Below are 14424 nucleotides of genomic sequence, written 5' to 3'. Positions count from 1 at the left end.
ACCGGCCTGTCGTCACCGGATGCTTCAGCGCACTTTCAGCAGAGGCATGCACACGGCCCCGCCATCGGAATCGCGCGCGATGCAAAAGTACAGGCCGGGAGCCGCCTCGGGTGCGTTCCACAGCATGGTGTGTCTTCCTTGACCATATCTGCCGGAAGCGATATGCGACACGGCGCGGCCCAGCATATCATGCACGATGACGTCGAGTGTTGCCGCCTGTTCGAGCGACACGGTGATCGCCGTCTGTGTGGTGAAGGGATGTGGGGCCGCATCAAGGGCGATATTCGACGGCGAGGGCGGGAGCACCTCACCCAGACCGACGGTAGCAAGAGATGCGACGCGCCCGGGGAGAGGATTTGCATTGACCGTTTCCAGGTCCATCAGGTAGCCGAGGAGAACTTCGAACTCCGTCATATCATTGAAAATCGCGAGATTGTCGTACGGAATTTGTAAAATGTCCAGGAACGTGGCGGCCAGTTCATTGCTGGCCACTGTGTACGTCGCTCCGGGGTCCAGAGGGGCGCCATTGTAGAGTACGGTTTTCAGACGCGCTCCGACAGCTTCCCTCGGATCGTATGTGTACGCAAGCGACGACGACACCTGCATGAGCATCTCGTCATTGCTCTCAATATCGGCAAGCGTCGCTTCCAGCGTCATCATGAGCGCTGCGCCACTGAGAGACAGCGTGACGACGCGAAAACCGAGTCCGTTCGTTTCATTGAAACCGTATCCGATCATCCGGAACACATCCACGGGGAGAATTGGCCCAGCGTACAGCGGCTGCGCCGTCGAACCGCCCGGCTGTATGCCGATATCTGCTCCGGTCACAGCGGCGAAGGCATCGGCAACCAGATTCCCGACATGCGTATCATGCGCACCCGCATGCATCAGATCCCGCGCTTCCTCACTCAGATCGGCGGTGCATTGCGCGATGGGTGTCGAAAACAACCCTGGCACCACCTGTTCGATCTCTGCGGCAATACCGTCTATCATCGCTTTCACCGTAGCGTCTTCTTCCACGCTCTGGTCGAGAGCAAGCAGCTCATAGTCGGCAACGGAAACCACCCCGTCCTGAACAGTAAGTTTCATGCGGCCCATCTGACGGTAGAATCCCGCGGTTTGGACGATGGATGTACTCCCACCCATCGGATCGCTTACCACAACGGGCGTTGCGAGAGCCTTGTGGTCGTGACCTCCCACAATGACGTCTATTCCCGGAATCGTCGAAGCAATCAGGACGTCAAGATCGAAGCCCATGTGCGACAGGCAGATCACCACATCGCATCCCTGGCCGCGCAGTGTGGCGACCTCGGTGCCGATCAGCGTCATGAGTTGTTCAGGGTCTTCGATCACGCTGGCCGGAGACGGTTGGGAGAAGTGATTCGTCCACGGAGTGGTGAGGCCGAAAATACCCACCTTGAGCCCCGCGTATTCCTTGATCACGGCATTTTTTATGTAATGTTGCAAGGGCTGCACCTGCTCATGCGACAGGTCCAGATTCGCCGACAGAAGCGGGAAGGGCGGGGTATCACCCAGTGTGTTCGAGAGCCCCAGCAACAGCGCCATAGGGGTGAGATCAAACTCGTGATTGCCCACCGCCATTGCGTCGAAACCGAGCAATGCCAAAAGGGAAAGCTCGGCTGGCTGATCGTAAAGCAGATTGTACATCGGATCGCCGATGAAAACGTCGCCGGCATGAAGTGTGAGGACGGGGTCGCTCCCCAGGCGTTCATTGTGAATGATCGTCGCGGCTCGCGCGATACCGCCTACCGACCCTTCGCCGGAAGTGTTGCGCGGAGCCATGGGCAGCAAGTTGCTGTGCGAGTCGTTGACGTGAAGGATGGTCAGATTGTGCACCTGCTGGCCTTGCAGCGGAATGGCGGCAAGCAGGCCGAGAAGAATGAGAGTCGTGAAGCGTGTCATGTGATTCTCCTTGCTGTGAGGTTTCAAAACCACTATGAAATTCGGTAAAGCACGCCTCCGAATTGTCAGAAAAATGTCATCAATCCGTTATGTGTTGTCGTACATCCACGATTCAGCCTCCTGCAGGGCCTGCAGCGGCAGGGGATGGCTCCACACGCTGAGCGGGCAGGGAGAATTGCGCTTCATACTCCGGCGTTGCGGATGTGAGCTGTAAAATATGAGTATAAGCTCGTAAATACTGACACAGGCAATATGCAATCCCGGCCACAAAAAAGCAACCAGCGGCTGTTCGCGCAGCCGCTGGTCGCAAGTACGGGAAAGTGGGCGTCTTCGACGGAATTACCGCATCTTGAGTATGCGCGAGGTCAGCACATGTCCGTCACCCGTTTGCGCGACAACGAAATACACGCCCGCCTGCAGTGCTCCAGCGTGCAATTGTTTCGAGACCATGCCCGCATCATACCGCCCTTCGGCAAGGCGGGCAACCGTTCTGCCGAGCACGTCCACCACCAGCAGCGTCAACTCGCTTGCATCCGACAGGGTAACGTTGATCACGGCGTTGTCGGTAAACGGATTCGGCGATGTCGTAACCGACAATGCCACCGGCTGGATATCCTCCGCGCGCTTCGGTACCACGATGGCGCGCACGCGGCCGGGCAGTGTTCCGGGACTGACAGTACCCAGGGTCATAATGTAATCGAGCATCACCTCGAACTCCGTGTACATGGTGGGCTGCGGATTGCTGAACGGAACACCCATCAGCGTCAGGAACATCGGGACGGCCTCGTTGCAGGCAACCGTGTAGGTTGTGTTGGGATCGATCATGCTCCCATTGATCAATACATACTGTAACCGGCTGCCAACCGCTTTTGTCGGGTCATACGCATAGGACATGGATGAGGACACCTGCATCAGCATTTCGTCGCTGCTGAGATCTGCAAGCACGGATTCCAGCGCCATCCAAAGATCACTCCCCTTGACGTCGATTGTGGTGACGAAATATCCAAGGCCGTTGGTCGTGTTGAAGCCGTAACCGATCATACGGAAGATGTCCACCGGAAGCACGGGACCGGCATACAGCGGCTGTGCGATCGAGCCTCCCGCTTGCACGGCTATATCCGCGCCGGTGGCCGCCATGTACGCATCCGTAATGAGGTTACCGGCATGAGTGTCGTGATAACCCGGCTGATCCACACCGACGGCTTCTTGTGTGAGTGTACCTGTACACAACGCTACCGGCTGGCTGAACAGTCCGGGAAGATATCCCTCGAGCAAAGATGCCGCGCCGTCAACCATCCCCTTGATGGTGGCATCTTCGGGGACGGTGCTGTCAAGATTGATGAGATGATAATTCAATACAGTGACCACGCCCTTATGGAGTTTCAGGTGCAGTTTGCCTATCTGGCGGTTATGACCGACGGTTTGAACGATACTGACCGGCTTTCCGGAAGGATTCTGGACAACGAGGGGTTGAGCGAGCGGCCAATGGTCGTGTCCGCCGACAATGACATCGATGCCGGGAATATTCGCCGCAATGGCCTGGTCCAGCGCCACACCCATGTGCGACAGGCAGATGACGATATCGCAGCCGGAATCGCGGAGATCCGTAACCTGTGCGGCGATCAGCTGCATCAGAGGTGTCGGATTCGCGGGATCGCCGATGACCACCACAGGATAAGGCTGTGAAAGGTAATTCGCCGCTGGTGTCGTCAATCCGAAAATACCGACTTTCATGCCCGGATACTGCTTGATCACGGCAGGTTGAATGTACTGTGAGAGTGAAGACCAGTTGGTGAGATCGAGATTTGCGGAAAGCAACGGAAAGGCGGGAGGCGCACCCAGCGTATTGTTCAGCGCTTGCTCCAGGTAGTATGGCGTCAGATCGAATTCATGATTCCCGACGGCCATGGCGTCGATCCCGAGTGCCGCGAGCAGGGACAGCTCCAGCGGCTGATCGTAGAACAGATTGTACATGGGATCACCAATAAATACGTCGCCGGCGTGCAGCGTCAGGACGGGTTGATCACCCAGGCGCTCACGATTGATGACGGTGGCAACGCGCGCAATACCTCCCATTGTGCCCTGGCCGAGCATGTCCCGTGGCGCGCCGGGAAGGAGATTGCTGTGAGAATCATTGAGATGCAATACTGTCAGATGTTTGGCCTGCTGCGCGAACATCTGCACATTCACGGAAAGCAGCAGAGCGACAATCGAGACGAACAGAGAACGGATCATGATAACCTCCTGTGTAGTGTGATGGGTGACTGTTACGAAAATCGGATTTGCGGCTGTGCTGTTTGTCATGAAAATGTCAAATCCTTGTCGTACGACTACCGCGATCCGCCACAGGGTGCTAACTTGCAGTCGAACGGGTATCCGTCATTCATACACGCGACAGGAACGGACGACACCATGAGTACAGCCTGGACTTCGGAATCTCTTCTGGCCGCCATCAACGGGTATCGCCAGAGCCGCATCATTCTGACCGCTGAGGAATTGGGCCTGTGGAAGCTCCTCGATGCGGGAAACCGCACCGCCGCGGAAATCGCCAACGCCTGCGGGAGCGATCCGCGAGCCACCGATCGCTTGTTGAGCGCACTGTGCGCACTGGGATTGGTGTATACGGACGGAGAGCGCTACAGGCATTCGGACGCTTCCCGCAGATTCCTGTCACCCGCTTCCGACGAGTGCTTCACGAATCTCGGGCACTATTCCAATTTGTGGGAGCGCTGGAGTCGGCTCACCGAGGCCGTCCGCACAGGTACAGCGCCTGAGCATACGCCTGTGGAGGATCGTACCCCGGATTGGCTTGAAAACTTTATCGCCGCCATGCATCATCGCGCGAAAGTGCAGGCCCCGGCCGATGTGAACCTGATTGATTTCCACGACGCCGCGTCCGCGCTCGATCTTGGCGGCGGCTCCGGCGCCTACGCCATGGCCATGGTGCGCGTCAAACAGGATCTCAAGGCCACAGTCTTCGATCTCCCGGCCGTCATACCGATAACGCGCCGCTACATACGTGACGCGGGACTCGAGCACAGGATAGAAACACTGGCGGGGGATTACCTGACGGACGGCATCGGGAGCGGCTATGACGTGATCTTCCTCTCCGCTATTGTGCACAGCAACAGTCCTGAGCAGAACACCATGCTTATCCGCAAGTGCGCGGACGCGCTGAACGACGGAGGCCGGCTGATCGTACAGGATTTTATTATCGACGAAGACCGGGTACACCCGCCGTCGGCCGCGCTGTTCGCGATCAACATGCTCGTGGCCACCGAGGCCGGGGACACGTACACGGAGCAGGAAGTCGCGGCCTGGATGCGCTCCGCAGGGCTTACGGATATCGAGCGGCACGACACGCTTTTCGGGGCCGCGCAATTGCACGCGAGAAAGCGTCAGGAATAAAGGAGAGAGCGCTCCGTACCTGCTCCGGCGTACGGGTTGGAGATGTGTTCGTCCGGTGCTACATTTCATGGATGCCTCCGCGACGGAGGCGGCACATCGGGAACACAGAAGGAGCACCCTCACCATGATCAATTGCATCGGCGTACGGAAGGAAACAAAAGACATCACGCAGCGGCGCGTGCCCTTGTCGCCGGAACAACTCGGCCGACTCATCGCCGGGCGGGGGTTGCGGGTGCTCGTCGAACCCATGGAGCGCCGCGTCTTTGCCGATCAGGAGTACATTTCCGCCGGTGCCGAGCTCACGGACGATTTTCGCGATGCGAATGTCGTCTTCGGCGTAAAGGAGATTCAGCCGCAGTTCATGCTGGACGACAAAGCGTATATGTTCTTCTCCCATACGGTGAAGGGGCAGCCGTACAACATGCCCATGCTGCGTTATATCCTCGACCATCGCATCACGCTGATTGACTATGAGCTCGTCAAGGATGCGCAGGGCCGCCGCCTGGTGTTCTTCGGGAATTTCGCGGGCCTCGCGGGGATGATAGACTCACTCTGGGCGCTCGGGCGACGTCTGCTCTCCGAGGGTATTGCCTCGCCCTTTGCGCAGGTGAAATATGCCACGGAGTATGAGCTTCTGCATCGCGCCGAGGAGGCATTGAAAGCAGTAGGGGAGGACATCGCCGCCAACGGACTTCCGGATGCCATCGTGCCCTTCATTACCGGCTTCACCGGCTACGGCAATGTTTCACGGGGCGCGCAGCATCTGTACGATCTGCTCCCTACACAGCGCATCGAGGCCTCGGAGCTCGCGGCATTCATGGCGAAGGGGGAATTCTCGAACCGCGTCTGCTACAAGGTGGAATTCCGCGAAGAGGATATGTTCGAAGCGAAAGATCCGAACGCGCCGTTTGTGCTTCAGCATTTCTACGAGCATCCGGAATTTTACCAATCGAAATTCGATCGCTATCTTCCGCACCTGACACTGATGGTGAATGGCATTTACTGGGAGGCCCGTTACCCCCGCCTGCTCAGCATCGAGGGTGCACGCGCTCTCTGGAGCGGCGCCGCGCCTCCGCGACTCCGTGTCGTCGGCGACATCACCTGCGACATAGACGGCTCGGTGCAGCTCAACGTCAAGGAAACAAGCTCCGTCAATCCCGTCTACGTGTACGAGCCGCTGAGCGGCAATGTCATAGACGGATGGGAAGGCGCCGGGCCCGTCATTCTCGCGGTGGATAAACTCCCGACCGAACTGCCGCGCGAAGCCTCCGCGGCTTTCGGTGCTTCGCTCGAACCGCTGGTGCCCGCACTTGCCGCCGCGGATTTCACACAGCCGTTCGAGACGCTGGATCTCCCGCCGGAACTCAAGAACGCAATCATCGCACACCAAGGTTCGCTCGTTGAACGCTTCCGCTATCTCGAGGAGCAGCTCGTACAACACGCCTGAACGTCGCACAGACGAAAAAACGAGGGACATCCTGCGATGTCCCTCGTTTCGTTCCGGAAGAATTGCGACTCAGAGATCGCGCTTGCGCTCGACGAGACGGATGTCCATGGTTTCCAATTCGTCCAGCACCGGATTGTAGATCTCCGGATGCACGGGAATGACCACGCCCTTGAGGTCGATGATGCCCTTCAGAATCATTTTCGTGGCGATGGCTGCCGGGAGGCTGACTGTGCGCGCCATGGAGCTGTCGCCATGCGGTATCCCGGTATCCACCATGGTTGATGTGATGAATTCCCGGCGGCCGTCCGGATATTCCGCGATGAATTCGTGATGCTGCGCGAGCAGATCCACCTCACCCGGAGCGTAGACCAGGCGCTTCTCCATGACATGCGCGAACATATCGAACACCGACGCCACGCCCAGCGGCAGCAATTCATCGCTGAACAGACCGAGCCATTGGAGCTTCTTTATGGCGACCGCATACGGTGCGATACCGAGGAAGCGCGCCATGTCCGCCACGAGATCGTCGCCGTTGCTGTCCACCAGCGCCGCCAGCACCTGGCGAGGCGCGGTAGTGCCAAAGTCGAAGGTGCGCTCCTGATCGAACAGCCCGAGCTTCTTGAAATAATTCCATGACTCGCAGTGACTGACGTTGCGCAGCGTTCCGCGGTACATGCTTTCGATGCCCTGCACGCCGTACAGATCGACATACGGGAGGGAGTCGCGGTTTACATACGCCTCGAACGTGCCGCTGCCCGGTACGTCAAGCAGCCAGTAGTGTTCGAAGAGCTGCTCGGGAGCCACATCCACGACGGCGCCGTTTTTCAGATAGCGGCCGCTGTTTTTCGCTGCGAGCATCACGCCTACCGGACTCCACGAGAACTTGTAACCCCAGGGATTCGTGTTGTCCTGCAAGGCAGGAAGGCCACCGCAGTACGAATAGAAACTCGTGATCTTTCCGCCCGCGTTCTTGACCCCGTTGATCACGCGCATAGCCGCCATGTGATCGATACCCGGATCGACGCCGATTTCATTGAGGAAAATCAATCCTTTCTCGCGCACCTGCCCGTCCAGCGCCTGCATTTCGGGCTTGACATACGAGGTGGTGACCATGTTCTTCCCGTATTCGACACAGAGGTTCGCGACAGTGAGGTGATGAATCCACGGGAGAAGGCTGATAACGATATCCGCCGTCGCGATCAGCTCGCGGAGAGCGGTTTCGTCGCTCACATCCACTTTTTTACTGACGCCGTGGGGATGTCCGGCGATCAGTTCGTCGGCTTTACTGACGGTACGCGTGGCGACGGTGACCTGGAAATCGGGATCTTCGAGAAGGTAACGTACAAGCGGACGCGCGACGAGGCCGGCGCCCAGCACGAGGACCTGTTTCATTGATGGCTCCTTGTTTCTCGGCTGAGAAAACTGTTTGGTAGATGTATGGTGCTGACTGGATTCAATCGGGATTCCGCGTGAGACCCTCGGGGAGGAAGCATAGTACCAGATGCAATATACAGCGGGGATAATCGTGAAAAAAAACACAGACCACAGAAGGCAGTACCACAGAAGGCAGTACCACAGAAGGCAGTACCACAGAAGGCAGTACCACAGAAGGCACAGAAAGAACAGAAGGAAAGAGGGTGTAAGAGCGGCAGCAATGCCAAATAAGCCTGTCAGCTCGCCTCGACGAGTCCGCCACAGCGAATCTTCGATCTTCGAACCAAGTGTGCCAACCAGTCCGCCCAGGTGGACGCCGTTTATTTCGAGTGTGACATTGGTTTGAAGAAATCGACGCAAACACGGTCACCCTGACGGCACTCTGCTTGAATCTGAGCTTCGAAACGCACCTTTCCTGTCGTGCCTCCTGTTAATGACATCTTGGAGACTGTGCGGACCTACTTGACTCGCGGATTCCGGACGCAGGCCTCCTGAGCAGCCACCACGAGAATATTTTAGCTGCAATGACCAGGTATCACCCGGTGGCTGTCGAAGGACGACTCCACGACCGTGAAAGTCTGTGCCTCAGACTCACTACGTGCAGCGGTCGTTTCGCTCAGGGTGACGGGGTTTGTTGGCGCTACTGATACGTCTCAGATGTCAGCTCAGAAATGGGCCGGTGTACGCGCCGGTAGAAACACTCAGGGTGACGAGGTTTGGTAGTCTCAGAGTCGACCCATATCGTCCAACATGTCCTTAGCAGCGGAGTGCCCGCAGCAATATCGCTGGAGGATGCACCGACGTTCACGGGCACGGAGTCGAAGGAGCAGCGTCCGGTCAAGCAAGTAAATCCTACTCGATGTCAGTAACAGCGTTCTTAGAGGCGCGTACACCGGTCGATTTTGCGGATGACATTATTCCCGGTGGTTTCGGTCCTTGTGCGGAGTTTCCGCACCCTGAACGAAGCCGAAGAGCGCTCGCCTACCGCCGAAGGGACCGGCCACAGTCATCCTTGGTACACATCACCTGATGTCATAAGCAGGACTGCGCCGGTGTTCGATTTCTAATGATGTCGTAGGATGCGAATCCCAGCCCCACTTCGATACTGCAGATATGCTGAATGCAGCCTCTCTCTTGTGAAAATATTGCACTATTGGTCGAATAAAGCAGGATAATTGCAGAGAAATGAAGTATCATACGGAATATATTTGCAAGGATCTTGCTTTCTCAAAATAAATCGCTATATTAATAGCGAATCTGCCGCGACCAATTGCGGTACATAAACTCAGAGAAAATGACAAACGTCAATCCCCTCCAAAAATCCCTCCACGATTCCTCGGCGCGCGCGTACTTCATTCACGAGCGGTCGGCAATCGCTTCCCTCTGAACATACCCTCCGCTGAAGGGTGACGCGAGCAACCGCTACCGGACTCCGTCACCCGGCCAACCTCTCCATGTATCGAACACAGTGTCTCCGCGCCGACTGCCGCGGGGCGCAACGCAAAACAGAAAAAACGGTAATGCAGATATCTGCGCAGAGCATACGAAGCAACGGCTGGAAAGCAATCACGGGACTCCGCGAAGGCGGCGGCCTGCAGGACGCGATACTCGCCACCTTTCTGTGGTCCACGGTCGCGTCGGCGTTCAAACTGACGCTCGGGTATACGAAGGTGGGTCCCATGTTGCTCACCGCCTCGGCCACCTCGCTCGTCGTCCTGTTTCTGGTCCTTGTCCGCCAGCGGAAGTTGTGGAGACTGCGGCATCTTTGGTCCTTGCGGGATTATGGTAAGTCCGCCGTGCTGGGCGCCCTGAATCCCTTTCTCTACTATCTGCTGATGTTCTCCTCCTATGATTTGCTGCCTGCGCAGTTCGCGCAGCCGATTAATTATATATGGCCCGTTTTTCTGATACTGCTCTCGGCGGTGTTCCTCGGCCAGAAAATCCTGCGTATGGATTATATAAAAATCAGTATGAGCTTTGTGGGTGTCGTCGTGATTTCGCTTGGTGGCGGTGCCGCCGCGCTGGCGGAGTTGCATATCGGCGGACTGCTCTGCGCCGTGGCAAGCGCGGCGATCTGGGCGGGCTATTGGATACTGAACATGCGGGAAGAACGAGACCGCATCGTCCGTCTGTTCGTCAACTTTGCCTTCGGCTCCGCGTTTATTTTGATCTACCTGCTGCTCACCGATGGTCTGACTCTGCCGCAGGGACGCGGTCTGCTGGGGTCGATGTATATCGGCTTGTTCGAAATGGGAATAACCTATGTGATCTGGTTCCGTGCGCTGACCTCGGGCGAGTCGTCGGCGCGAATCGGGAATGTTGTGTATCTGGTGCCGTTTCTTTCGCTGATACTGATAAGCGGCATCGTTGGCGAACGCATATACCCCTCGACATTCGTGGGTCTGCTGCTGATCATGTCAGGATTGTTTCTGGGCTCGCTGCATCGCTTCAGTTGGTTGCCGGTGGGGGGAAGCCACATGCTCCGTATGACGAGGAGAGTGTTCCGGCAGGTGGTGTGAAATCGGTGAAGTGAACCCTGCCGTATGCGAAGGGAAGTGATCCGTCCGGGTTGCTTCCCTTTTTCTTTTCTCCGGTCTCAATCCATATTGCATATCAGAGAAAAACCTCGTAAAATGTTGACCGGAGCCTGGATCACTCCGCGACGGGATCGTCTGTCCTGTTTCGCGCGGAGCGCATGATGTCCCGGTGTCGTGAGGGTTCGGGTCCGGATGTTGCGGACAAACGAGGTGAGGAGTCCCGTATGGCGGAGTGCGAACACAAAAACGTGCATGAGCGTTTGTTCCGGGGTCTGTTGGAGCGGACGCTGAGCAACGCCGAGGTGGCGGAGCCTATTCAGATAATGCTGACGTTTGAATATGAGGAAGTCGGGCGTCAGATGCATCACGGATATTGGCGGCTCGACGAGTTGGGCCTGTCGCAACGCGACGTGGCGAATGATAGCATGGCAGGCCTTCTCGCTTGGGACGGGAAGAAGCCCTGCGGGAAACTCAGACGATCGCTTGCGGCAATTTGCACTTTCCCTGAGCATTTCGTACTCCCGTGCGGGTATATACACGGTCTCGTCCGGCGTTGCGTGCGTCAGGAGTTTTGCCGCATTTTGTCGGAAGACAATGCCACGCATACAAATCTTCTAAGGGCGCTTGATCATCATAGGAAAAAGACGCCCGGACTGAAGCATGCTGACTCCGAGCTCGGTCGCGTATACAGCCTTGCCGGCAGAGATATACTGAAAGACCGACCGTTCATGCCGGTCGAGGAGCTCCTCCGGCGCATCCCCCGGTATCTCCCGATCTACAACGCCCGCGTCGCCTCATCGAGCGGGGGGCACCCGACTAATCCCGTCGTACAGGTTCTGACTGCCAGTCTGAGTGTCCTCGCCGCTCAGGAGGATTACAGACGCGAGGTGCCCGAAAGGGACGTGTTGCACTATACGAAGATGTGGCCTGCGGCTATGTACAAGTCCGGGGAGGGTGAGTCAAGCGAACATGGTATTCCGGAGAGAGAGGAAAATGAGCTGCGGGCCGGCATCGAGGCGGCGCTCGATACGACGGGGGCATGGGTGCGTGCGGCCTATGTCGGGAAAGGAAAGCTCACGATGCCTGTGGCAGAGGCCATGCTCGGCGCGATCCGGGAGTGGATCAGTGATTGTCTGATCGGGATCGCGGAAGAGCCCGCCGTGTATTTCCGTAGGAACGAAGGCATGAGCTCCGCGGAATACAGGGCTACGTATCGGTCGATATACCTGAACATCGTGAATTGGTTCAGGGATGAATTGCGCACGACCTGGAACCGTAGAAGGTGATCGGCATTGTCGTGGCAAATTTCGCCGCGGAGCCATGGAAAAGGCCGGGCAACAGGCGAGGAACGGCTCCGCACGAGCGCGACAAACTCAGTGAGAACCGGCGAATCGCGCGAACTTCGAAGAAAAACGTCGGCGACTGAAAAAAAAATACAAAAAAACTCGCCAAGGCGGAGCAAGTGGTGGGTAAATACAAATAGAGAGTCAAAGAAAATTGGTTCGAGAAGAAAGACGGAGGTCCGAATGAAGGCGAAAACAAGAATAGCGGCCATTGTCTGTCTCCCAATTGTGGTAGCCGCAATTTCGTTAGCTGTGTCCTCAAAAGTACCTCTGGAACGTCCTAATGAGGCAATCGTTGAGTACTCATTGGTGGATTCCGTTGTTCTGTCGGAAGATGAAGGCTGTGAGATAGTATCTGTGAATGTTGCAAGTATAGAGAAGGAACAACTCATCATCTCAGGATTCATGGATAATTCCATCACATTTCGAGACATAAAATCAGGAGCTGTTACATTCCACTTTGAATTAAAAGAAGAACTCGTCGATTCGCTGTTTCCGCAGAATCAACGGGAAGTCAGGGAAATTAAAGGGTACATCAAGCCTGATTCGCAGCAAGCCTACAGTATTTCGCGTAAATGCATTAGAAACGAGGAATTACTTGCGCGAATTCAACATTACGTCAGAGGTTACAGAATCATCTCAGATGATGAGATTGTGTTACTAACCTTGGTCTCCGGTCCGTGTATCATTAGCAGGAATCATAAGCAGGATACAACTGTTCTCGGTTTACCGGCACTCTTACGCGTTGACACGCACTCAAAAAGACTAACAGTCTGCCAGATAACGTTGTATCCGTATAACTATGTTTGTGGTTCGTATTATCTGAATCCCGCATGCGATACTATTATAGGAGGATTGATGACATTAAAGAACAATATTGACAATCCTAAAACAATGTTTCGATATAGCAAGCCAGACGATAATACATACATTTTTGCCAAAAGAGAAGCAACCCCTTGGGAGTATGCCATAGAAGAGCCAGTCGTATTTTGGAAAAATGATGGCGTGTGTTTGTATTCTCATGGGGTTGAGCCATACCTTTACTATATGGAGGATCGAATAGCATGTGCGCTCCCACGAGGCGGGAATGTTGGTGAACAGTTATCGCCAGATCGAATTGCAATAAGGTCAATCAGCGAATCCTGTCGTCATCTATGCGTCTTTGCAATGGAAAAATATGGTAACAATATTCGCTATGCAGCTCACTTATATCATCCAGGTTCGCTTCGCTACATTGGAACTGCGACGTTTGAAAACATATCCAGGATCATTGAGCAAATCGTGCTCGACGAGAATGACTATGCCTATGTTATTGCCAGGAGCACAACGGGGGAGAGGAACTACCTTATGTACAAGTATAAAATCATAATAAATTGAGGGTGAAGGCGTGCGACGGTTTCTGCTATGTACCCTATTTTACTCGTTCTGGGCGGTGGTACCCAGTATAGCGCAGAAATTTGATAACAATGCTACCGTGAAAATGTTTATACCGGCAGATGGTTGCATATCTTGTGTTTCAACTCTTATAGAGTGTTGTAGGCGGTTGGAGTTATATTCCTTCCGAAACACAATATACGTTGTCGCTGAACGGCCGATTGAAGCTCGGAAAAGAATTGCTTTGTTCGCGAAAAAGGGATTCGATGTGAAATACTATCCAGCGGACAGTGTTTCGTCGATAGATCCAACGACGTACCCATGGGTGATAGCCTTGCACAAGAAGGATACTATATATATCGGTACAAGTGAAAACGCTATTCCTGCAATTATATACAGATTAAAACGCAAATCAAACAGACTGTAATCGAAATGCATATACCTGTCGATTCACAATGAATGTGGGCATCGTTATAAACTGGAGGTGAAATGAAGTTGCTGATGGTCTTCATTGTTTTCGCGCTCGCCTTCTTGAGCGTGTCAACGTCTACGAACTACACCGCGCAAGATGGCTATACTTGGAGTGGCGCGGGAACATGTAGGGATGGCAGATATGAAAGTAAAACCTGGGGTATGAACGCAGATGGTGGAAGAGTTCATACCTTCTATTGTTGGCCAGAACCAGTTCCGTGCTACTGTGTCTCATCAGACGGTAAAGATTTTACCGTACACGACGAGTTCGAGGGGCGCGGAGCGAGTATCGGAGCCTCTACAGATCGTATCCCTACGGAATACGAGATTACCGAATTTCCCGAGTAAGATGTATACTCTGGTTAGAACTCAGTACCGAAGTCCGGAAATATAGTCCTACTACTCAATCATCGACGAATACTCACAAAGGGAGGAACACTGCGTCCTCCCTTTTTCATAGATCCGCATGTTATGAATCCGTGTCTTG

8 protein-coding genes are annotated in these 14424 nt (G+C 55.2%); 5 read left to right on the top strand and 3 right to left on the bottom strand.

The genetic code is table 11. The features are described 5' to 3' along the window. Window positions 1–24 precede the first annotated feature (24 nt). Both M5R41_05615 and M5R41_05610 read right to left on the bottom strand, forming a co-directional pair. On the bottom strand, window positions 25–1923 hold the full coding sequence (locus M5R41_05615; protein ID MCZ7555863.1) for a bifunctional metallophosphatase/5'-nucleotidase: 1899 nt from the start codon (window positions 1921–1923) through the stop codon (window positions 25–27). Between the two features lie 339 nt (window positions 1924–2262). Continuing rightward, window positions 2263–4158: a 5'-nucleotidase C-terminal domain-containing protein gene (locus M5R41_05610; protein MCZ7555862.1), complete on the bottom strand. Its 1896-nt coding sequence runs from the start codon at window positions 4156–4158 to the stop codon at window positions 2263–2265. Window positions 4159–4335: 177 nt separating this feature from the next. Here M5R41_05610 and M5R41_05605 point away from each other — a divergent pair, with 177 nt between their 5' ends. Both M5R41_05605 and M5R41_05600 read left to right on the top strand, forming a co-directional pair. Then, window positions 4336–5331, top strand: coding sequence for an acetylserotonin O-methyltransferase (locus M5R41_05605; GenBank protein MCZ7555861.1), 996 nt, complete (start codon window positions 4336–4338; stop codon window positions 5329–5331). Window positions 5332–5455: 124 nt separating this feature from the next. Next, window positions 5456–6778 carry a bifunctional lysine ketoglutarate reductase /saccharopine dehydrogenase family protein gene (locus M5R41_05600; GenBank protein MCZ7555860.1) on the top strand — a complete coding sequence of 441 codons (1323 nt, stop codon included), beginning with the start codon at window positions 5456–5458 and terminating at the stop codon, window positions 6776–6778. Between the two features lie 69 nt (window positions 6779–6847). Here M5R41_05600 and M5R41_05595 read toward each other — a convergent pair whose 3' ends face one another. Continuing rightward, window positions 6848–8170 (bottom strand): saccharopine dehydrogenase NADP-binding domain-containing protein, encoded by a 1323-nt coding sequence (locus M5R41_05595; protein ID MCZ7555859.1) that lies wholly within the window; start codon window positions 8168–8170, stop codon window positions 6848–6850. Window positions 8171–9732: 1562 nt separating this feature from the next. Here M5R41_05595 and M5R41_05590 point away from each other — a divergent pair. The 3 genes from M5R41_05590 (at window position 9733) to M5R41_05580 (ending at window position 13469) form a co-directional block, all read left to right on the top strand. After that, window positions 9733–10731 carry a DMT family transporter gene (locus M5R41_05590; GenBank protein MCZ7555858.1) on the top strand — a complete coding sequence of 333 codons (999 nt, stop codon included), beginning with the start codon at window positions 9733–9735 and terminating at the stop codon, window positions 10729–10731. Window positions 10732–11330: 599 nt separating this feature from the next. Next, on the top strand, window positions 11331–12035 hold the full coding sequence (locus M5R41_05585; protein MCZ7555857.1) for a hypothetical protein: 705 nt from the start codon (window positions 11331–11333) through the stop codon (window positions 12033–12035). Window positions 12036–12275: 240 nt separating this feature from the next. After that, window positions 12276–13469, top strand: a complete 1194-nt coding sequence (locus M5R41_05580) for a hypothetical protein (protein ID MCZ7555856.1) — start codon at window positions 12276–12278, stop codon at window positions 13467–13469. Window positions 13470–14424: the final 955 nt, after the last annotated feature.

This window comes from Bacteroidia bacterium (assembly GCA_027493955.1).
Lineage (GTDB): Bacteria > Bacteroidota > Ignavibacteria > SZUA-365 > SZUA-365 > JAOSJT01.
Note: the sequence above shows the minus strand (reverse complement) of the source record. Positions and strands in the feature narration are given on the sequence as shown.